The following is a 21,571-nucleotide window of genomic DNA, read 5'->3' on the forward strand; positions in this document are numbered from 1 at the left end:
CCTAGTTGCCCCCCATCTGCAGTTTGGCGGCCTTGTCCGGGTCCATCCACCAGCGCATGATCGACATGCCCTTGAGCGGAACCGTGTCCGGGCGGCCAAAGATGTTCCACCAAACCATGCGATCCCCACCGAGATACCATTGCGGAATAACGTAATCGCCCCACAGAAGCACACGATCAAGCGCGCGGGTGGACGCGACCAGTTCTTCCCAGCTATCGGCCGAGGCGACATTTTCGATCATGGCATCGACCACCGGATCCTTGATACCGGCAAAATTGCGTGAACCGGGTTGATCGGCGGCTTCCGAGCTCCAGAAGACGCGCTGTTCATTGCCCGGTGTCAGCGATTGTTGCCACCAGAAGGTCGTGACTTCGAAATCGAAGGCCTGAATACGGTTGACCCACTGACCGGTATCGATCAGGCGAATGTCCATATCGATGCCAAGCTGCTTGAGCCTGGATTTGACCACCAGCGCAATCTTTTCCAGACCGGGCTGGCGAATGATCAGCTCAAATCTGAATGGCTGACCGGTTTCCTTATTAACCAGAACCTTGTCGCGCACTTCCCAGCCCGCCTCGTTCAGAAGCGTCATGGATTCGCGCAAGGCATCACGCCACCCGTTGGGTGCATCGAAGTCCGGCAATTTATAGGGTTCGGTAAACAGCCGTTCGGGCAACTGATCGCGATAAGGTTCCAAAAGCGCCAGTTCAGCGCCGGTCGGCACACCGGTTGCGGCCAGTTCAGAGTTGGCAAAGTAACTGTTGGTGCGGCTATAGGCGCCATAGAACATCGCGCGGTTCAGCCACTGGAAATCAAGCCCGTATTGCAGGGCGCGACGCACGCGTTGATCGGCAAACAACGGATTGCGCACATTAAGGACATAGGCCTGCATCCCGCTTGGCAGGTGATCAGGCATGAATTCCTTTTGAATATCGCCACGCTGGACCGCCGGGGTGTCATAGGCCGTATTCCAGTCACGCGAGGAATGCTCGGAACGCAGCATATATTCACCCGCCAGAAACGCCTGACGCTGGACCTCCATATCCAGATAGGTGTCGTAGCGAATGGTGTCGAAATTGTTCTGCCCGCGATTGACCGGGAAATCAGCGGCCCAGTAATCCTTGACCCGTTCATAGATGATATTGCGGCCTGCCTCGATACTGGCAACGCGATAGGCGCCGCTGCCCACCGGAATCTCAAACGTGGTCTTGGCGAAGTCTTTTCCTTCCCAGAACTTCTTGGGCATGATCGAGATGCCCGCCACGGTCATTGGCGTTTCGCGGTTGTTGCCCGGCTTGAAGGTGAATTTGACGGTGAGCTCGTCAATCACCTCCGCACCTTCGATCTGCGAGAAGATCTGGCGATAGACCGGGCTGCCCTTTTCAAGCAGGATTTCATAGGAAAACTTCACGTCTTCGGCGGTGATTTCGCTGCCATCCTGAAAACGTGCACGCGGGTCGAGATGGAAAATCGCAAAGGACCGGTCTTCGGGGACTTCGATCTCGCGCGCGATCAGACCATACATCGCATAGGGTTCATCGGCACTGGCGACCATCAGGCTATCATAGATCAGACCGATACCGGCTGCCGCATTGCCCTTGAGCGTAAAGGGATTGAGCGTATCAAAGGCAACGATTGAAGATTGCACCAGGGTGCCGCCCTTGGGCGCATCGGGATTCACATAATCAAAGTGGCGGAAATCCGGCCCGTATTTGAGATCACCATAAAGCGAAATGCCGTGTGATCGGGTGGTCAGCGGTGCGAGATCGGCCTCGTCCACGGCCACGGTCGGCGCCGGATTGATGGTCGGCGTGTCGCTTTCCTGTGCATGTGCGCCCGGCGTTACGAGGACGGCGCCAAACAGGGTGAGTGCACTGGCAAAAAGGATGGATGTCATGGCCATGCCCAGCCGCCCCCTGCCCGGCATTTTCATGCTGGCTGCATACGAAATCATGTGATTGTCGTCTTCCCCTGATGCAAGCTGATCACTGCTTCATTATGTGGACTTAACAAGTGTGACGCAATCGATGGTCGGCAAACGCCAGCCCAGAGATGATGCGTATGTGAATATCACCACACTAGAAGTATCTGATAGTCACTACTAAATCGTTCAATTTCAAGGCACCATCACGTGACCTTGTTGTTTTCCATCTCTTTTTTCGACAGTTTTTGCCTTGCGGTTTCAAGCTTGATCTCGGCCATCAACCAATCGCGAAACGCCTTGACCTTGCGCCGTTCCAGACGCCCGCGCGGATAGACCAGTGAATAGGCATAGGGACTGTCGACCGGCAGATCAAAGGGCACGGTCAAACGGTTGGTCACGACATATTCGCCGATCATCGCCGGATCGGAAATCACCACGCCAAAGCCACTTGCCGCAGCCTCCATGGCCATATCAAGGGTGGCAAATACCGGCCCCTTGGTGCCATCCACCCCCTGAATACCAGTGCCTTCAAGCCAGATGCGCCAATCTTCGCGCTGCGCGGAGCAATGCAGAAGCGTCACCCCGGCGAGGTCTTCGGGGGTATTGAGTTGCTTGGCGAGGTTGGGGTGACAGACCGGCAACAAACGTTCGCCGGTCAGGAATTCATGCACAAGCTGTTCATTTGCGTGATCGGCAAAACGGATGGCGATATCGACCTCGTTGAAATCGACAGAGGCCAGATCATCACTATAAGTGCCCAATTGCACCTGAAGATCGGGATATTCCATCTGAAACCGGCCCAGACGCGGCACGATCCAGCGCATGGAAAATGTCAGCGGTGCAGAGACGGAAAGCAACGTGTCATCGGCGCGATCTTCGACCTTGGCCACCGCTTCTTCGATGGCATCAAAGGCCGGGGTCAGGGATTCCAACAGGTTCTGACCGGCCCGGGTCAACCGCAGGCTTCTGTGATGGCGTTCAAACAGCTTGCGACCCAGCACGTCTTCAAGATGCTGCACCTGCCGACTGACCGCACCTTGGGTCACGTTAAGCTCATGTGACGCTTTGGTGAAGTTTTCGAGTCTTCCGGCCACTTCGAAGGCCCGAAGCGCATTTAACGGCAATGGACGGCGTTTCATGAGGGCTGCTTTGCATGACTAAATCTCATGCAATGATGACAAATGGTGGTTTGAGCGCAAGCGTTTTTTTCGGTAACCCTGAGTTTAAGAGATAACCGACACACGCATCATGGATGCCCGGGCCGCTGAATTGTTGAGAGCAGGCCTAGTTTTAAAAGGATTAGAACAATGGTTGCTATCACCAAAGAAGCAGGCGCATTTGTCGCCACCCGCCGTCATCACAACGCCGCCAGCCTGCTGGATCTGCCGCGTACCTGGGTCAAACGCCACGACCTGCGTCAGAAACTGGCAGACATGGATGCCCACATGCTGCGTGATATCGGCTGGACCGTCTACGACGCAAAACGCGAAGCGGCCAAGCCGTTCTGGAAAGCTTAACCCGCGCACACGCGCATAACCGAGTATTTTGTCATGCAGAACAATGTATCCCCGCTGCACAGCGCAATTACTTTCCCGCTTCAGGTTCTGATCGAAGCCCTGATGGATGCGTGGAAAGGCCTGAGCCTGAAATAAGGTTCAAATCCGAGATCCCTGAACGCAATTCCAGCCTCCCCCCGTTGGAAAGTGCGTATATAAATGCCGGTTGCACCCCCTGCGACCGGCATTTTTTTGCCTTCGCGGAGAATTACTTTTTCGCAGGGTAGCGCAGATACATCAGGTTTGCCGCGTTCAGCACCGAATACATCACCGCGAACTGGGCGTTGAATTCGAACTTTTCGGGTTTGGGGTCAAACATGTCATAGATCTCCCCGATCGAGCGTTTGCCATCAATGCGTGACAGGATCGCCGGCGAGGCCGAGGGCATGGTGCGCGTCACCGCAAGGCCGGTAAAGGTGATCTTGATATTGCCGGTCTTGGCAACCGAACGCGCAAGCGACGGGCCATCAACACGGGTGAAAGTCGGGATCAATTCTGGCGACGGGACCGGCGGTTTGACCTTGTTCTTGGCCTTGACGACATAAAAGGTGTGCTTGGTGATGTTGCCTGCCATCAGTTCGGCAAGAGCGACACGCTCGCGAAACGGCACATGAACCGCCTTATCGAGCACATCATGACGCGAACAATAGGTGGTCGGGTCATAGCGCATTGGTTCGATGAAGTTCTGCAGGCGCAGACCGGCACCGTCGACAAAATCAAACACCTCATCGACGCGATAGGCGCGGTCTTGTTGATGCAGCAGAAGATCATAGAACCCGGCATCGCCGCCATGGATATGATCGCCGACAAACGGATTGCGTTTGAGCCAGTTGGTGCCGGGAAGCGAATTAAACAGCGCCTTGCCGAAATGAAGGCGTTTCGCCCCGCCAGCCTCGGCATTGAGGCGCTCCATCATTTCCTGCATGTGATAGACGCCCTGGCGACCAATCTCGCCGTAAACCATCAACCCCATGCCGCCATTGGGTTTGAGCGCATCGCTCAGTGCCTTGAGCCCGGCATCAGGATCGGGCAAATGGTGCAGCACCCCGCAGCAATCAATATAGTCAAACGGGCCGTATTCTGCGGCCAGATCAACAAAGGATCCGGTGACAAAGGTGACGTTCTTTTCAAGATTGCGGCGCTTGATCCGCGCCTCGGCAATGGCGCGGGAGCTCTCGGACAGATCGATATAGACGATATCGGCCTTGGCTTTGCGATCACGAGCCTGCTGGGCCAGCATGACCAGCGCATCCCCGGTGCCGCCGCCGGCGACAAGGATTTTGATTTTGCCACTTTTGGTCTGTGCCGATGGATCGCGCCCGCCAAAGACGAAATGAACAACCTCGTCCCAGTTGCCCGGCGATCCGGTAATCAGGCGTTTGTCCTCATCCTCCGGATTGCGGTCCGGATAGGGATAGGTTTCATACTGATCGCGCGTCTTTTCAGAAGACTGGCCGTGATCGGGCCTGTTTTTATCGTCGGGCATTACGGCGAAATCCGGCAGAGAAGTGGTTGGGACGGCAACATCCTATACCAGTAGATTAATTATGGAAATCCGGCAGTTTAGCGGTTTTTGCGACAATCTATGATCAGCTTGCCGGTTGCGGTGCGATCCCGGATGGAGGTCAGAGCCTCCATCGCGTCTTCAAGGCGATAAACGTGCGATATCATCGGGCAGACCGCCCCGGATTTCAGCCGTTCGAGCAGCTCTGCCATGCCCGTTTGCGCGATATCGGGATTCTGTTCGAGATAGGCGCCAAAATAAAAGCCAATGGCGGTGACATTCTTGACCAGCAGGATGTTGGCCGGGATCTGCGGCACCGCGCCACTGGCAAAGCCGATCAGAAGCATGCGCGCGCCGGGCGCAACGCAGCGCAGGCTTTGATCAAAGACATCCCCGCCGACCGGATCATAGACAATATCGACCCCTTTGGGTTTTCCAAGCAGGGCGGTGATTTCAAGCACCCGGTCGCGGATGTTTTCGGATTTATAATCAATAACGTGATCCGCGCCATGATCGCGCGCGATCTGGCATTTTTCCTCTCCACCCGCCGTGGCGATCACGGTGGCACCAAGAAGTTTGGCGCATTCGACCGCCGTCAAGCCGACCCCGCCAGCCGCACCATGGACCAGAACAACCTCGCCCGGTTGGACATCAGCGCGATATTTCAAGGCAAACCAGCTTGTGCCATAGGCGATCTGAAAGGCTGCGGCACTGTTAAAGTCAACACCACCCGGCAGCGGGATCACAAGGCTGCCATCAGCCACAACCTGTTCGGCGTATCCGCCCCAGTCAGGCAGAGCCATGACCGCATCACCGGGTTTGACATGGGTAACACCCGCGCCAACCGCACGGACCGTGCCACTGACCTCAAAACCAGGGGAAAACGGACCGTCGGGACGTTTTTGATATTTGCCCTTCAGAATCAGGGTATCGGCGAAATTGACCCCGCAGGCGGCGACATCAATCAGGACCTGACCCGGCCCAACGACCGGGTCCGGGGCATCCATCCATTGCGGTTCTTCGCCAAATGCGGTGCAGATCCACGCCTTCATCCCGGTTTTCCTGCCTGTTGTGACCTTTATGGTCGGCAGTGTGCCGCGCACGACCGGGCGAGACAAGCCGACAAAGGACTAAACCCGCCAATGACACGGCGGGCTTGGACGGCAAAAAGTTGGGCCGGATCAGAAGATGCGCTGACGCTTGCGCTTGCGGGTCAGCAGAAGAAGGATGGCAGAGGGCACAAACAGCACAACAAGCGCCGGGGCCAGCAGAACCGGCACAAAGATGGTGTCCCACGCCCAGACAGAAATATAGCGCTGAATGACCGATTGCAGCAGGTTCAGGCTGCCGGTATCAAGGCGATACCAGAGCTCGCCGGCAGCGACCAATCGAAAACTGCCTGTTTGAAGCGCGGTGATGGAATCATCGACCAGCACCGCAATGCTGGCGAACAGCAGGATCCATCCCAACGCCCGGAAAAACCACATTATCCTCTCCAAACTACCTGTCAGGGTCGGTATATTAGTAAATATTGCCGATACCCTAACGGGTCATTGCCGCTGTCGTAAAGGGGCGTTTGACGCACGGCCAGACAACACAGCGGTTGGAAACCCTGACACGAAACCTTACGCATCAGACCTCAACAAGAAGTAAAGATTATGGCAACCCCTTCAATACCAAGGGTTTCAGACCGTTACGGTGCGGAACTGTATCGCGCGGCAAACGGGCCATACGGGCGATTTTGCCAAAGTGAAAAAAGAGGCTGATTGGGCCTTGTCAAGCGCGGGCGTCTCGGCTAATGTCCGCCCGCTTTCGCGATATATCAAAGATCGCATGTGGAGAGGTGGCCGAGTGGTTTAAGGCGCACGCCTGGAAAGCGTGTTGGGGTGTAAGCCCCTCAGGGGTTCGAATCCCCTCCTCTCTGCCACTTAGCTCAAAACCCCCGAAAATCCTTGAAAAACCTACCCATACGCAAACATTGTAATGTTACTTGTGTACCCGGTTTGTGTACCCGGTCTATGTACCTAATTTGAGGGTTTTCCACGCCCCAAGAATGGGTATTTTCCTTTACACGCATTCCCCGTCTTCCGTATTTGTTTCCCCCTAAGTCACTGAAAAACAAGCTTACAGGAAACCCGATGAGAAGCGTGTTCAAAGCTGCACTACCATTTGCCGCAATAGCCCTTTCAGGCTGTAGCAGCTCTCAAATCAAGAGCACCGACTTTGGCCTGATCGTCGCAAACAGCAGTGATGTGAAAAACTGCCTGTTGATGAGCGACGTCCACGGCGTATCAGGTTTGTACGGGGTTTTCGCAGATACAGGCCTCCAGAAGGCCCGCTTACAAGCAATGGCTCAAGCATCCGAGCTTGGAGCTAGTCACATTGTCTGGACAGATTTCGAAGTTGTGTATGGCTCAACAACAGCCCACGCAGACGCTTATCTGTGCCCGACAACCGAACCCGCCTCGGAGCCCGAAAAAAGCCCACAAACACACTCCGCGTAAGGCGCTGATATATATGATGTTTCATAAAAATGCCCCTCATGAAGATAAGCAAAAAAGAAACATTCAGATATACATTAAGAGTATCATTATGAGTTACCCAAGGTGACACCTTAAGAGACTCATCAGGTGTTACCTTATTGGTGTGTTCGTTAGGTGCGGGGGATCATCACAGATACCCCCACAAGCAAAGAGCCAACCAAGGCTGACCCTCATAACCGGATCAATGTCTGTTCATTCTCTACTTTGAATTTGGTCCGTCACCGCACTTCTATAAGACCTGACCGTCATTGACCTGAACACCACTGTTAAAGACAACGAGAACCAGACGACCGACCGGCTTTTCTTTGTGGTTCGCCCCTCTCCCTACGATACGATCACACATATACCCTAAGACGCGCTTAAAGCCGCCCAGAGGCATCTTAGCTCTTAGAACCTGGGGAGTTTACGAGGCACGTACTAACGACTCCTGAGGGACGGAAAAACAGGCTCAAAATAGATGCCGAATTTACGCACCTATATATTCCGGGCCACAAAAACAATTTCCCCCATACCCCCCGGTCTCGCTAACAGAAGAGCTTGAGAAAAAGGGGGCGGGGGATGGGGGCACTTAGAGTACGGTCTGCGCGATCATCCCGCAGCGGCCACTGATTAAGTGATGGTGATGAAGGCACAAGTGCCAACGCACCAGCCCCTCCCTGATTATGGGCAAGATACTCCACCGCCACAGCGAGTGTCCGAACACGGTATACCCTGACAGATCACTCCAATGAGACATGCAATGCGTCCTATCAGGGTTGACTTTGCCCAATGAGACACTTTATCAAGGGAGACTCTAGACCCTGATAAGACAGTCGAGGCAATCAATGCAGATCATTGGCTACAAACGCGTATCGTCATTTGAACAGAACACAGACCGTCAGTTGGACGGGATCGAATTGGACAAGGTCTTTGAGGACAAAGCCAGCGGTGGCAGCACGGAACGTCCAGAACTAACCCGTATGCTTGATCATGCCCGAGAGGGCGATGTGATCATGGTTCACAGCATTGATCGCCTTGCACGTAACCTTTCCGACCTTCTGGAACTCCTTCAGGGCTTCAAGAAGAACGGCATCGCAATCAAGTTCGTCAAGGAAGGCTTGGAGTTCTCCAACGATGACAACCCGTTTCAACAGCTTCAGATGCAGATCATCGGAGCAGTGTCGGAGTTTGAGCGATCCATGATCAAAGCGCGACAACGCGAAGGCATTGAGAAAGCCAAAGCAGACGGTCGCTACACAGGTGGCAAGAAGTCACTAGACCGGGAAAAAGTTCTGAGGCTGATCGCTGAAGGCGTTGGCCCTGCCAAGATCGCAAAGCAACTGAATGTCGCCCGTTCATCCGTGTACAGGATTATCAAGGAAGATCAGGAAACCCATAAGACGGTGTCTGCATAAGAACTCAACGACCGCAAGGCGCAATCTTGTGACGGACTCTCTGATGCAGCCCCCTGTCAGACTGTTTTTTTTTGATTTCGTATCAACTACAGCACATCCTCGACATCTCCCTTCAAGCTGCTCAGATCAGCTCTCCAGTATGTAGAATTGAACCGTATAATATGATCCAGCTCTTCTAGGTGCCCACTATAACGCTGCAACAGAAGCATCATACCATCACTGTATTTTTCCAAATTCGGGTGAATATAATGAAAACCCGGATGTCGAGACTTCGCGAACTGGAATGCATAAGATGTATTCAGATTTTTCAGAATGAACTCGTATGTTTGGTGATACCACTTCTCCATCGCATCAAGCCAAATCTGCTTTTCATTGTCGCTCTCGAATTCATCAAACCTGTTCTTAAATCCAGATTGATACACATCCATTCCCTGAAAGTATAACCGCGACATCTCTTCCATCAGTCGCTCTTTGTTCATTATCTTCTCAAGTATTTTCTCAACATCTCCCTTTTCAATTTGAATTTCAGTGTACTGTAAGTATCCAGCCCGCATCCAGTTTATAGCCAACACAGTTACCGCCAGAACTCCAACCGCCACAACGCCAGCAAGTCCAACTGAAATCTCGTCCTCAAACAATTGCTGATCATACAGCTTCAAAACGCCCATTGTTGCAAAAGCAACTACTACTGAGCGAAACGCCATGAAGCCATTCCCCCAGCCAAGACCATGCAGCGTTTTAGATGTAGCTCTATGCAGCAATGATAGTTGATATTCTCCCCACCCCTTCACAGACACCTCATCAAATAAACCCTCTATGGTCGCATAATACTCGTAAGATAGCTCTCTTGATGCAACCTTTCGGTTAGACCTGCTTGACTTCCAAAAGTTATTCTTGCCAACCAGACATCAATCCGACCCAACAAACGCAATGTGTCTAAAAATAGAGAATAGCGCCTCTACTTTCGAGGACAGAAACTCAACGCATTGACCGTCATTAATTGAAAACTCAAAATGCATATGCGCATTATAGTTGCACAACCATCCGCAGTTTGATTGGGATCATAATGGCGTTCGGAAGATTATGGGCAGGGGTCGCAAGAGGAACCAATACCGGCAAGCTCTTTCTAGAGCTTTCGGGTCCAGATGAAGAGCTCACTGGCACTCTGCGCTTCAATGAAGATGACCGAGACGGCATCTGGACTTATTCGATTGCTGGCAAATTTGATGGTGAAGTACTTGAAGTAACTGGGCAACACCAGATTGAGGGAGATGGCGCCAGAGCAAATGACCTTAAGGCTGTTGGACGTTTATCATCGAGGGGCGCTGTTGATGGGAGGTGGGAAGCCGACCAAGGCACCGGAGGCACCTTCACCTTATTCGTTCAAGATGCCCCGAGAGATCATCAACCACCTGACCTATCGGTGATGCAGCTCCATACAGCGAGGTGGCGGTTTGGTGCAATATCCATAGACAGAGAACAAATAATTAGATTTGCGCAGAGTCTTCAGCACGAGTTCAAAAACGGACACGTTGTTGTAACCGTTGTTCCTATAGGAGGATCAGAACAAGCGCGCTTCCTCGCCGCCTTTGAGAACCTAGAGTTTGATAAAGGCGAAAGAGCTGAAATTCTAAAAATCTCTGTCAGCGAAGCAGAGCCAGAAGGCACAAAAAGACTTATAGAAATTGAATTGGGCCCCCAAGTTAACTCGGCAGTCACACAAAGCTATAGTGAAGCGTGGGCGCTAGGCAGGTTGGAGAAGGTAAAGAACGAATTCAAAAAATTCGAGCGCTCCTATGCAACGCATGTGAAAAAGCTCAATTTCGGCGTGAACCAAGTCATTATCGGCGCAGCTCTAATCTACCTTCCCAGCATGACAGGGCTTGAGCGCCGAGCAGCGTTCTTCGTTTCTATATTGTTGCTAACACGCCTAATTACCTTCTTACACCGTAAGTATCTTCCATTTACGGCAATATATCTATCTGATCGCAAAGAGGGCTTACTTTGGCGCGTCGGACCTTCGGTTGTTTCATGGATTATTGCTCTAACCGCTGGTGTCGCAGCCGCTTTGATTGGTGCGTTTCTTCAAGGTGCACTTGGGTTAACGCCCTGAGACCCCAGCCGGAACCACCTCATAACGCTTTCCGGGTATTTCACCTTTTCCATCGCTTCCGCCTGGACGGCAATATCGAGGATACCCGCATAGGTCATATAGGTCAGGGAATGCACCTTGTGACCACAGGTCTCTTGGGCAATGTGCTCGGGCACACCGGCAGCTTTAAACTCACGCAATAGAACAGCCCTGAACGTATGAGCTTTCTTCATTCGGCTTTTAAAGCCTAGATCGTCGAGTACACGATTGATACGCTTACCGATGGAATACGAGCGGCTGCTGTATTTGTTTTTGGTAGACAGTCCCGCAATCAAATACTCGCCCTTACTGCTCTCCATCAAATGCTGAACGATTGGCTTTAACTCGCTGTGGATTGGGACCAAGCGAACGCCTGATGAGGTTTTACTATCTGGAATCTCAATATATTCCGACTTCACATGTTCTTTCTTGATGTTGCATATCTCGTCACGCCGCATCCCAGTCATCAAGCCAATGCGGCAAACATTAAGCATGTCCGTGCGCTTCCTGCCTTGAAACTCTCTGAAAATACTTTCGAGGTCCTCGTATGAGAAGTGCTGGCGTGGTGCTGTCTCTTTCTTTGGCAAAGGTTGGTTGTCCCAAGGGTTTGCCAATTCCTGATCCACAAACCCTTTACCGATAAGCCACTTCCAAAATCCACTGATCGTGCCAACAATGAAGCGTACCCTCGCAGCGCCCACCGCACCATTCAGCTCTGAAATATAAACGCCAGCATCCCTGCGCTTTATTCCCTCAATGGTTTTGTACCTCTTGGCCAACGCTGTGATGATAGTCAGGTAGTCGCCCTTGGTTTTCTGCTTGATTTTCTTTTCGGATAACCAACGATCTACATATTCCATAATCGGTGTTCGCGCACCGACAACCGTTAAATATGCTTCCCGCGCCTGATCCTCATCATCCGTCATATCCTCTATCAGATCAGCCACAACACCGTCATAGAGGTCTGCATCAAAGTCATCTCTCTGACGTAACCTGTTGTACTCTTTCCGCAGATCTGAGAGCGTTTGAGCCTGTTTGCCGCCGTCAAGGCCATCGATAACCTTTAACGCCTCTGTGGCCTTTCCAGCTCTGGCAAGAACAATAGCCCTTTTCCATTCACCAATAATTGGATGGACTAATCGCTCAGCCTCAGTTCGACTTTCAGTGCCTAGAGACTTCTTAAATTCAAACTTGCCAAAGACTCTTCGAATGTCTTTGGGGATGCGCAAACGCGCTAAATATGTCCGATGAGGCTTGGAAAGATAATTTGCCATACTGCTGCTTGTGATTTTTTTGTGTACCTGATGTGTGTACCTGACTTAGCATCACAAGCTATTGAATATCAAGGTTTATGCGGATGACAGAGAGCCTTTCACAGAGTCCCCTCCTCTCTGCCATTGACTTCAAAAAGCATTTTCCCGATCGATATAGACAAGACCAACCGGTACATATGCGTGTGCAGAATGTTGGTGTTTCGAGCGTTTGGCAGGTTTCCTGACAGCAGGGTATCAAGCTGCTCAAATCGTAGCTTCCAAAGCGCTTTGTTTATTCCTGATCTTGTCGGCGAATGAAGAACCCCGAATTAATCCAGCCTTGTCTGACATCTGCAACCCAAGAGTTCTGGACATCCCCAAGGGGACGACCACACCAGAGCGCAATCTCTTCAAGTGATCGCTCTATACTACCTGATCGTTGTATCGACTTCAGAAACCGAAAGTGAAACGGGCTGAGGGGAAAAGTCGTCGTCTGGAAATCCTTGCGCACAATGGCAACCAGTTGCTGTAATGGCGCAGGATAGGCGGGAGATTTTCCTGCGCGCACTTCGTGATAATACCAGGCAACCGGAAAACGGTACTGCGCCAGAACGAGACCGGGTAGCAGGATCAGTTCATTGTCTGGCGTTTCTATTGATGGCCATGGCTTACCCTCGTGCCCAGGGGCATCAAAAAGATGGAACAGCGTTCGTTCGTAGGTTGCCAGATCAATCATGAAATCGATCCAGGGCTCGCGCTCCTCTGAGGGCAAGTCGCGATCGGGGCGGTTATCTTCCATCCATCCAGTAAAACGTCGACCCAGTTCATAAAGCGTATAACTGTCGGACGGGCAGGTGCGCAGATACTCATCTGCAAAGTCACAAAACAGCTCTTCGCCAAGAGCGTGGACGGTGGCCGGGAACTGCTCCATCAAACATATTCTAAGCCTGATGATATAGCTGCGCTGATAGACAGCCAGACATGACGCAGCATCGAGTTGCGCACCGGGCAGGAATGTCTCAGCCACACTCGACTGATCGACCTTTCCCGGTGCAACCAGGGCTTCCATCATCCAGCGCTGCATCTTGGACAAAGACTGCGCATCCGCTGTCATGGCATCTGGATCCTGCTGTCATTCATCACGTTTGGCACCAAAAAGTCTATTGGCGTGGATGTGGTTTTTTTTGACTGTTTCGGTGCGTTTGCATCAGAAACCGGTGCAATATCTGCGATATATGCCCGGGCGCGCAAAACTTCCGCATGCACACGCTCAAACTCTGGCACATCACCATCCCATTCCAAAAGGGCAGACGCACCGCCGGTGTTTTGCCAGGCCATGCAGAACAGTTGCCATACATCCTCGCATACGGGGCTGTCATGGGTATCAACAATATGGGTGCCACAATGCTGATGTCCGGCGAGATGCATTTGCACCACCCGGTCAAACGGAAATGCCTTCATATAGTCTGCGGTGCTGGTCCCGGCATTAAAGCACGTGACGTAAACATTGTTGACGTCAAGCAGCAGTCGACAACCTGTTTCATCACACAGTGCACGCAGGAAATCCGGTTCACTGATGGTTGATTTCTGGAACTGCACATAGCTGCTGGGGTTTTCAAGCACCAGTGGGCGCTCCAAGATATCTTGCGCCTGCCTGACCCTTTGCACCACGTGATCAAGCGCCTCTTCGGTCAGCATCATGGGCAGAAGATCATGACTATTGAGACCCAATATGCCCGTCCAGCAGAGATGATCGCTTACCCATCTTGCGGAAACATCGTCTGCAAGCTTTTTGAGTTTGGCGAGATAATCCAGATCAAGGGGATCGGTGCTTCCGATTGACATGGAAACACCATGCAGTACAATCGGATAGCGTTCCGCGATCTGATCAAGAACCCAGCGTGGCCGCCCACCTGAATCCATGAAGTTTTCTGAGATGGCTTCGAACCAGTCGACTTTCGGCCATTCCTTCAGGATATGGTCAAAGTGACTGTTGCGCAAACCGACCCCCAGATCCAGCCGATCAACGGCGGGGTGCGGGTTTGCCGGTTTGGCAAGACTTTTATCGTTTCCACTGCTCATCAGGCGCAACTGCCCGCGCCGCTCATGCCACTGGCACCACACGCCGTCATGCCCTGACCGCTATAGTCCTGAATCCACTCGATGGTCGGACCATATTTAAACAATTCAGGATGTGGGACTGATGGCGGCGTTTCTGGCAGATTTGGATTTTTCTTACGCAGTTGTGGATAAGTTTCTTTCTCGAATATTTCGCGCGCGCGCGACCAGACGCCCTTACCCTGGTTTGGACCCATCGTGCTGAAGCGTTCAGCATTGATTGGCGTCGCACACGAGCCAAGGGTTGCACAGTCATTGCCACCAGGATTGTTTTGTTCCTCTGCCGTGCCATACAGGCCACAGCCCCCCTGACCGGCACAATTGTTTTTCACATGGCAAGTATGGTCCGCGACAAGTGGCTGGGACGGATTGGCATAATTGTAAGCCAGTGCTGTGGAACAATAACCCTGCCCTGCACAATCGTTCTGACGAGTCCGGCCCTGATTGGCACAGGAATTCAACCCCATACAGGCGTGTCGAACTTCATTTGCACCAATTTCTGCAGGCGGCTTCGCCGGAAATTGTGGTAGCCCCCCCCAATAAGGGCTGACATCAAATAATGTCGGGATCATATCAACATAAGACTTGATATAACTATCCGTGTACCACTTGGCGGTGCCATACTTATTATCGAGCTCGGCACACATTTTTTTCAAGTTTGAAAATGCCTGATCGCGTGTGCCCAAGTCGATATTTTCAAATGACGGTGCGAAAGCAACCTCCCTTACCAAAGATCCACACGTTACCGTCGCCTGCTGCGTACGCATGGCTTGGAGAACCTTATCCAGTATCCAGATCATCGAACGATGCAGGGCCTGATTGAAATAAACCTTCTGAAATTTAGGCCCAACCTTAAAGATGGTCTCGGTCATGATCAGCATATATTGGTAAAGACCATTCACCACATCTGCACATTCCTTGAAACCTTGTCCATACTGTGCTGCCTCAGGATTGGTTGGAACGTTATAGACAAAACACTCCAAATTTTTGTTAGTGATAGGGTCCTGTGCAGGCTTCGGCGGCTTAGGATTGGCCGGGATTTTTTCATGCTTCGGGTCATAGCCCTCAAGTTTCGATTGCAACGTTAGAAACTTGTAATAATGGGAAAGTTCTTGGTCTGACGGGTCGTCAAACTTGCTTGGACCATAACCTTCACCCTGCGCATCGATGGTTTGAATTGCCAGAAGCGCACTCTCGCAGCTGTTAACCGTCAGCAATGCCTCACTACCGGCATGGCTGTCATCATGGCTGGTAAAATCTGCAACGCGGGCTGCTGAACCCACGACCGGTGTTGGAACAGGACGGTTTTTATTAAAGTTGCCGGTCGGATAAACCGTATCGATATTGTTCGGGGAATAGTTGGCATCCTGAATCTGCCAAGCACGCGTACCGACCTGGAAATCCTCATCAAGGATGTATTTCGACAGGATAATGCAGCGGACATAGGAATAAACTTGGCCGATTGTGTCCCAGTTATCGCTTTGCGGCGGCGCGTCGGATGTGGCGGGATACTCGATCTCCAGAAACTTCCACATCTGTTCGAGCGAAAACGGTGCAAGCGGAATTTGCATTGGCTTGCAATCAGGTCCCAGCTTCTCATGGTGCGGCAAATTGGCCGGATAAGGCCACGGGGACTTTCCATAGAGTTGCGGATCCCCCCCCAATGAAAAGAGGATGTTGCATGCCAGCGACATATGTAGCATTTCTTCCACCGCAACGCTCATGATCAGTGCACCGGCCTCGTCAGCAAAACGGGAAACAGGTGTTGCCGGAAAGTCATCCGGCGTCCGATCAATGGAATAATAAGTGTAAAGATAGATTGGCAAGGTCGCGAGTTCGATCTCCACAGCGATTTGAAGGTGCTCTTTTAGTTCGTTGAGAGCCCGATCACGGTTCCATTTTGCAGAATTGTTAATCTTGTTAATCAATCTCTTTTCTGCCTTGGTCGGCGGCAGAAGCTTATCGCTGCTGGCTGTGGGTATTGTCATGGGAATATCCTCTAGCTTGAACAGAGTATGTCAGGTGATATGCGCAGACAATCATGGCGACTTGCCCAAGCGCACATAATCAACAAGCAACCTCAGGAAATCTAAACCTTGGTCATCGTGTTCGCCGTCACATGCGGGAAAGTAAGCAACCTGCCGCCCACCGGAAGCTGCATCCAGATGGTCTGGCTATATTGCAGCTGGGTGAAATTGTCCGTGCCATCAAAAGCTTCAAGCCAGTATGTGAAATCGTAGCCTTGCACATTCGCATGTTGCTGCTCGAACCCGATATTGGTTACCGCACCCTTACCGTTGAATGTACTCATCGCTAAAGTAAGAAAACTAGAACACGGTCGAACGGCAAGAGCTTCGTTCAGAACCAAGTTCGGGTTGGCCGTATAGTCCGGCTGGGGATTCATGACAGGATCAAGGTTGGTGTATTGCGGTGGTAGACTGGAAAAACCCTCTGGCAATACGCTTACGGGTGGAATTTCTGGCACCCCATTGATGGGCCCGGCATTTAGATCGTAGTTTCCCAGCGCAAGGATCGAGTTGCCATGTGGCACAGATACCTGTTTCACCAGATTGAAAGCCTGAGTTGGTGGCATGCTGTTGGTGACATTTTTATTGCCGATTCCCGGGCTGTCGCCATTTCCGTAAGGTCCGAGTTGCTGGAGCCCGTCGCGGAGGAACAACAAAGACCCGTTTTCCGCATGAACAAGTGCATCAGTATTCGGGCCTTCGGCGAAATACACGCGCTGTTCATAGAAAAGCGTATAGGCAGTCTGGGCACCAATTCCGCCGCGATTTTCGGCGTTACCGTGAATGGCCGAAAAGGTTAATTCTTCATAGTATGAGAAGTTCTTGAGGATGAAACCCGATGGACTGGTCGGGTCCACCTGCGGCAATGGCATCACATTATAGGAATATGGAGATTTAGAATTTCCCTTTTCCGTGCCTGGCAAGTTCTGGTTTGTCCATGTACCTATCAGATAATGCAGAGGTCCAAGATCGGTTATTGGCACACCGGGTGAGGTTTGAGCTGGCTCTGTGATCAGCGGCTTAGACAAGTCTGGCTGGGTATTGGGCGAAGTATCCTGCATATTCATAACCTTTCCGGTCTATGAATACCCCCCAAACAAACAGATCTGACATTCTCGCAACGGCCAATACGCTTCTCTTAACTCCTCGCAAAGTAGCTATCTTTCGAGGAAAATCAGTCGGTACGAGAGTTTGTTTGTCCATTAAGAAGTGCGGGAAGCATTTCATTTGAAAGCGACAATAGCGCGTCATTGATCGCTGTTTTTTCTACTTATAGGTTTATATAATTTTTCTAATAAAAAAACAACGAAAAAACAACCATTGCGATACTATACGCGTTAAATTTCTCTGCAATATTCTGTAAATTATCGTTAGGTGTTGGCCTCAGACAGATCAGGATCGTAAATTCTTGATCTGTGCATCGATGCTGGAAAGCGAGAAAACGACGCAAGTTTGGGCCGTACATATATGCGAGCTATCTCGCATCGGGATTCCCAGTCGCGAACGCGGAGAGCCATTTGCGCAAAAGCCCATCAAGCTGTTCGAGTTCGTCTGCGCTTAGGGCTTCCATCATTTGATGCTGGTTGGCGACGTGGTCGGTGACGGCGGCGTCGATCAGTTTGAACCCGTGATCGGTCAGGGCAATGACGAAGCCGCGACCGTCTTCCGGGTTGCGTTGGCGTTTGACAAGCCCCGCCTTTTCAAGCTTATCAAGGCGATTGGTCATGGTGCCCGACGTCACCATCGTCCAGTCGATGAGCTCCGAGGGGCTCAGAGCATAAGGCGGGCCGGAGCGGCGCAGGGTGGCCAGAACATCAAAACTTGCTGGCGACAGATCGTATTTTTTGAAAACACGTTCGTGAGTAGCGCTTATTTGATTGCGCAGGCGCGCCACCCTGCCGATGACGCCCATTTGGGCAACATCAAGGTCGGGTCTTTCACGGCGCCACTGCGCGAGAATGCGATCAACTTTATCCATGGCTTGTGGTTCTCCCAAATATTTATCTTGACGTCAAGATTTCTGAATATATCTTGACGTCAAGATAAATGGAGATACCCCATGAATAGAACAACTGATTTATGCCTTACCGCACTTGCCCCGATCATTTGGGGGAGTAGCTATATCGTCACCACGGAAATGCTGCCGGGTGGCTTTCCCCTGACCGTCGCCCTTTTGCGTGCCCTGCCCGCCGGCTTGATCCTGTTACTTGTTGTGCGGCAATTGCCACCCGCCGGATGGCGGGCCCGAGTGTTTGTTTTGGGCGCGCTGAACTTTGCCGTGTTCTGGTCGATGCTGTTTGTTGCGGCCTATCGCCTGCCCGGCGGGGTGGCAGCCACACTTGGCGCAATCCAGCCGTTGCTTGTGCTGTTCCTCGCCCGCGTCGCCCTTGGATCGGGCATCACGATGCTGGGAATTGTTGCTGCTGTTTCCGGCTTGATCGGGGTGGCGATGCTTGTGCTTGCTCCGACCAGCAGCCTTGATCCGATTGGCATTGCCGCCGCCCTTTTGGGGGCCGCATCGATGGCGGCTGGCACCGTGATGACGCGTAAATGGCAGCCGCCAGTCTCGCCGCTGACCTTTACCGCCTGGCAATTGACCGCAGGCGGGCTGCTTCTGATCCCGCTCGCCCTGATAGTTGAGCCCGGTTTTCCGGTCCCGAACCTGACCAACCTTGCCGGTCTGGTGTGGCTGGGTCTGATCGGGGCGGCGCTGACCTATTACCTGTGGTTCCGGGGGATTGCTCGGCTGGGTCCGACGACGGTGACAAGTTTTGGCTTTTTAAGCCCGACCAGTGCGGTTTTGCTGGGCTGGATCGTTCTGGGCGAAGCGCTCAGTCCGCTGCAAATGCTTGGTGTCATCGTCGTACTCACCAGCATCTGGCTTGGTCAACGTGCAGCCCGCCCCAAAGCAGTACCAGCACCAGCACCAATTGCCGAACCTGCCCCTCGCACCACCTGAAAATTTACGCCCCACATATATAAGGAAACGTCTGATGAAAATTATCCTGTTTGGCGCCACTGGCGATGTTGGCACCGCCACCCTGCGTGAAGCGATCAAGCGCGGCCACCGCGTGACGGCGATTGCGCGTAATATCGATAAACTGGCCGATGTGCCCGGTGATGTGACCCGTGAAAGCCTTGATGTCCTAGCCGACCCGGCGCGGGTGGCCGAGCTGATGGCAGATCATGACGTCGCAGTCAGTGCGCTGCGCCCGGTCACGGGATCGGAAAGTCTGCTGGTCGATATGAGCAAGGTTCTGCTGGATGCCGCGCGTACAACCAACACCCCAATCTTTCTGACCGGTGGCGCCGCGACCCTGAAGCTGGCCGATGGCAGTGGCCATACGGTGCTAAGTGCGCCGGACTTCCTGCCCGATGCCGTGCGCCCGATTGCCGAAGCCTGTGCCAAGCAGGATGCGCTGTTTGATCAGTATGACGATGTGCAATGGACCTGCCTGCGCCCACCCGCGATGCTGTTTGACGGTGCGCTGACCGGCCAGTATGTGCGCGGCACCGATACGCTGGTGCCCGATCATGACGGGATGGCACGGATCAGCTTTGCCGATTTCGGCTATGCGATGATCGATCTGATTGAAACCGGCAATGGCGGGCAGCAGCGCCTGACGGTCGGGTATCAAAACAAGGCGGCGGCCTGAACATCCGAAGACCGACGCACATTATATATCGAACAGCAAAACGGGCGGCAATGAGGCCGCCCGTTTTGCGTTGCATGAGGATGCTCAGGAAGAGGCCTTGATGCGGGCAAAGACTTCATCAAGGGCGGTGTGGATGGCATCCGTGCCCTTTTCTCGGATGAAGGTTTGCGCGACCTGTTCGTTCAGCCCGCCAGCGGTGACGTGGCCGTCATAGAGATCGGCGAAGCTTTGATCCGGCGCCTTGTCGGTATTTTGGGAAAGGCCGGAAAACAGGGCGGCAAGGTAACGACGTGCGTCGGCATAGTCAGATCCCTGTTTGACGATCCACTGTGCGGCACTTTCAAGCACGGTGAAATAGGTCGCCATCAGGGCACTGCCCGCCGCATAGCCATCAAAGGCATCAATGGTTTCAGCCGCCACCGCGCCGCCGAGCTTTTCAAACAGGGCCATGACATCGGGCGAGCCGGGATAGACCGCCGTCACACAGGCATGATGTTGGACTGGTGGCAGGGGAATGGCGCGATCGCATTGTGCGTTGGTGCCAAGCCAAGCCTTAAGATCTGCAACCGGAATGGTGGCGATCAGACTGACAATCTGTTTGTCGTCCGGAACGCGGAGCGCTGAGAGAACGTCACCGGCAATTTGCGGCAGGACCGCCAGAAAGATCATGTCGGACTGATCAATGATCGCCTGATTGTCGTCCTCAACCCGCACCCGGTCAAAGTCGGCGGCGAGCTTTTGCGAGATATGCGCGCTTCGGCGTGAAACGATGATTTCACTTGCCGGATAGTCACTGGTCAAAAGACCGCGAATGACCGCATCGCTGATTGCGCCGGTTCCGATAAAGCCAAGTTTCATTGAAAATCCTCTGTGACAAAGGCGTCGGACAGGTCCGGCTCCTGGATCGGGCCATCCTTACCGTCATAGGCGGCAATCACGCGAAATTCCGGACCATCGACTGTAGAATGGCTTTCATACAAGCAGAAACGATCAACGGAGAACACCTTTGATCCGACATCGCCATGATCGACAATCGCCTGTTCGATGGAGGCACGCGCCGCATCGCGGTTGCGCCCCAGCGTGATGTGCGGGGTGAATTTGCGCATATCCATATCCGGACATTCTTCGAGTGCGAGCAACGCATTTTCCACCCGGTTGGCGAGCTGGCGGAGTGCCGGTTGATCCTTTACCCCCGCCCAGAAAATGCGGACCTTGCGGTTCGATGCAAACATATCAAGGCCCGACACCTGCAGATCAAACGGCTCAAACGCGACCTGCGACAGTGCCTGATCAATCTCGCCCGCCAGGCCGGGATCGACATTGCCGATGAATTTGAGCGTGATGTGCATGTTTTCCGGGGTCTGGGGATCAAGCCCCTTGATCGCGCGCCCCAGCGGGTAAAGTTCAACCGCAATATCGTGGGGGATTTCCACACCAACAAACAAACGCATGTCTTAAGTCCAAT

20 protein-coding genes and 1 tRNA gene are annotated in these 21,571 nt (G+C 52.7%); 7 read left to right on the top strand and 14 right to left on the bottom strand.

The genetic code is table 11. From position 1 onward, the window contains the following. Position 1: 1 nt before the first annotated feature. Together ACXAF0_RS00385 and gcvA are read right to left on the bottom strand one after the other, a co-directional pair. Positions 2–1,954, bottom strand: coding sequence for an extracellular solute-binding protein (locus ACXAF0_RS00385; protein WP_475342809.1), 1,953 nt, complete (start codon positions 1,952–1,954; stop codon positions 2–4). A 173-nt stretch (positions 1,955–2,127) separates the two neighbouring features. Further along, complete coding sequence (gene gcvA, locus ACXAF0_RS00390) at positions 2,128–3,063, bottom strand: transcriptional regulator GcvA (RefSeq protein ID WP_475342810.1); 936 nt, start codon at positions 3,061–3,063, stop codon at positions 2,128–2,130. Positions 3,064–3,231: 168 nt separating this feature from the next. Here gcvA and ACXAF0_RS00395 point away from each other — a divergent pair, with 168 nt between their 5' ends. Further along, positions 3,232–3,441: a DUF1127 domain-containing protein gene (locus tag ACXAF0_RS00395; protein ID WP_475342811.1), complete on the top strand. Its 210-nt coding sequence runs from the start codon at positions 3,232–3,234 to the stop codon at positions 3,439–3,441. 247 nt (positions 3,442–3,688) lie between these two features. Here the strand turns inward: ACXAF0_RS00395 and ACXAF0_RS00400 are convergent, their stop codons facing one another. The 3 genes from ACXAF0_RS00400 to ACXAF0_RS00410 form a co-directional block, all read right to left on the bottom strand. Then, positions 3,689–4,966, bottom strand: a complete 1,278-nt coding sequence (locus ACXAF0_RS00400) for a class I SAM-dependent methyltransferase (RefSeq protein WP_475342812.1) — start codon at positions 4,964–4,966, stop codon at positions 3,689–3,691. A 77-nt stretch (positions 4,967–5,043) separates the two neighbouring features. After that, positions 5,044–6,036, bottom strand: coding sequence for an NADPH:quinone oxidoreductase family protein (locus ACXAF0_RS00405; protein ID WP_475342813.1), 993 nt, complete (start codon positions 6,034–6,036; stop codon positions 5,044–5,046). 129 nt (positions 6,037–6,165) lie between these two features. Then, a complete protein-coding gene (locus ACXAF0_RS00410; RefSeq protein ID WP_475342814.1) occupies positions 6,166–6,471 on the bottom strand; it encodes a hypothetical protein in 306 nt (101 codons plus the stop codon). A gap of 350 nt (positions 6,472–6,821) precedes the next feature. Between ACXAF0_RS00410 and ACXAF0_RS00415 the strand changes: the two genes are divergently transcribed. The 3 genes from ACXAF0_RS00415 (at position 6,822) to ACXAF0_RS00425 (ending at position 8,921) form a co-directional block, all read left to right on the top strand. Then, positions 6,822–6,911 (top strand) — tRNA-Ser (locus ACXAF0_RS00415). A gap of 211 nt (positions 6,912–7,122) precedes the next feature. Next, on the top strand, positions 7,123–7,488 hold the full coding sequence (locus ACXAF0_RS00420; protein WP_475342815.1) for a hypothetical protein: 366 nt from the start codon (positions 7,123–7,125) through the stop codon (positions 7,486–7,488). 863 nt (positions 7,489–8,351) lie between these two features. Then, positions 8,352–8,921, top strand: coding sequence for a recombinase family protein (locus ACXAF0_RS00425; RefSeq protein WP_475342816.1), 570 nt, complete (start codon positions 8,352–8,354; stop codon positions 8,919–8,921). A gap of 86 nt (positions 8,922–9,007) precedes the next feature. Here ACXAF0_RS00425 and ACXAF0_RS00430 read toward each other — a convergent pair whose 3' ends face one another. Continuing rightward, positions 9,008–9,625: a hypothetical protein gene (locus ACXAF0_RS00430; protein WP_475342817.1), complete on the bottom strand. Its 618-nt coding sequence runs from the start codon at positions 9,623–9,625 to the stop codon at positions 9,008–9,010. Positions 9,626–9,987: 362 nt separating this feature from the next. Here ACXAF0_RS00430 and ACXAF0_RS00435 point away from each other — a divergent pair, with 362 nt between their 5' ends. After that, positions 9,988–11,034 (top strand): hypothetical protein, encoded by a 1,047-nt coding sequence (locus ACXAF0_RS00435; RefSeq protein ID WP_475342818.1) that lies wholly within the window; start codon positions 9,988–9,990, stop codon positions 11,032–11,034. Here the strand turns inward: ACXAF0_RS00435 and ACXAF0_RS00440 are convergent. The 6 genes from ACXAF0_RS00440 to ACXAF0_RS00465 all read right to left on the bottom strand — a co-directional run bounded on the left by ACXAF0_RS00440 (position 11,007) and on the right by ACXAF0_RS00465 (position 18,428). Next, a complete protein-coding gene (locus ACXAF0_RS00440; protein ID WP_475342819.1) occupies positions 11,007–12,326 on the bottom strand; it encodes a DUF6538 domain-containing protein in 1,320 nt (439 codons plus the stop codon). The genes ACXAF0_RS00435 and ACXAF0_RS00440 overlap by 28 nt on opposite strands. 271 nt (positions 12,327–12,597) lie before the next feature. Further along, on the bottom strand, positions 12,598–13,419 hold the full coding sequence (locus ACXAF0_RS00445; RefSeq protein ID WP_475342820.1) for an HvfC/BufC family peptide modification chaperone: 822 nt from the start codon (positions 13,417–13,419) through the stop codon (positions 12,598–12,600). Further along, the gene (bufB, locus tag ACXAF0_RS00450; RefSeq protein WP_475342821.1) at positions 13,416–14,387 is read right to left on the bottom strand and encodes an MNIO family bufferin maturase; all 972 of its coding nucleotides are present in this window, start codon (positions 14,385–14,387) and stop codon (positions 13,416–13,418) included. The genes ACXAF0_RS00445 and bufB overlap by 4 nt, the downstream gene beginning before the upstream one ends. After that, on the bottom strand, positions 14,387–16,411 hold the full coding sequence (locus tag ACXAF0_RS00455) for a ferritin-like domain-containing protein (protein ID WP_475342822.1): 2,025 nt from the start codon (positions 16,409–16,411) through the stop codon (positions 14,387–14,389). Before ACXAF0_RS00455 ends, bufB begins: the two co-directional genes overlap by 1 nt. A gap of 101 nt (positions 16,412–16,512) precedes the next feature. Further along, positions 16,513–17,517 (bottom strand): heme-binding protein, encoded by a 1,005-nt coding sequence (locus tag ACXAF0_RS00460; protein ID WP_475342823.1) that lies wholly within the window; start codon positions 17,515–17,517, stop codon positions 16,513–16,515. A 407-nt stretch (positions 17,518–17,924) separates the two neighbouring features. Then, the gene (locus ACXAF0_RS00465; RefSeq protein WP_475342824.1) at positions 17,925–18,428 is read right to left on the bottom strand and encodes a MarR family winged helix-turn-helix transcriptional regulator; all 504 of its coding nucleotides are present in this window, start codon (positions 18,426–18,428) and stop codon (positions 17,925–17,927) included. An 81-nt stretch (positions 18,429–18,509) separates the two neighbouring features. Between ACXAF0_RS00465 and ACXAF0_RS00470 the strand changes: the two genes are divergently transcribed. Together ACXAF0_RS00470 and ACXAF0_RS00475 are read left to right on the top strand one after the other, a co-directional pair. After that, positions 18,510–19,409: an EamA family transporter gene (locus tag ACXAF0_RS00470; RefSeq protein WP_475342825.1), complete on the top strand. Its 900-nt coding sequence runs from the start codon at positions 18,510–18,512 to the stop codon at positions 19,407–19,409. 34 nt (positions 19,410–19,443) lie between these two features. After that, entirely contained in the window at positions 19,444–20,106 is a 663-nt protein-coding gene (locus ACXAF0_RS00475; RefSeq protein WP_475342826.1) for an NAD(P)-dependent oxidoreductase, read from the top strand. Between the two features lie 84 nt (positions 20,107–20,190). On the opposite strand, the gene ACXAF0_RS00480 is transcribed toward ACXAF0_RS00475, so the two are convergent. Both ACXAF0_RS00480 and thpR read right to left on the bottom strand, forming a co-directional pair. Beyond that, positions 20,191–20,964 carry a pyrroline-5-carboxylate reductase gene (locus ACXAF0_RS00480; RefSeq protein WP_475342827.1) on the bottom strand — a complete coding sequence of 258 codons (774 nt, stop codon included), beginning with the start codon at positions 20,962–20,964 and terminating at the stop codon, positions 20,191–20,193. Next, positions 20,961–21,557 carry an RNA 2',3'-cyclic phosphodiesterase gene (gene thpR / locus ACXAF0_RS00485; protein WP_475342828.1) on the bottom strand — a complete coding sequence of 199 codons (597 nt, stop codon included), beginning with the start codon at positions 21,555–21,557 and terminating at the stop codon, positions 20,961–20,963. Before thpR ends, ACXAF0_RS00480 begins: the two co-directional genes overlap by 4 nt. Positions 21,558–21,571 lie beyond the last annotated feature (14 nt).

It is taken from the genome of Thalassospira sp. ABD4_177 (genome assembly GCF_056160125.1).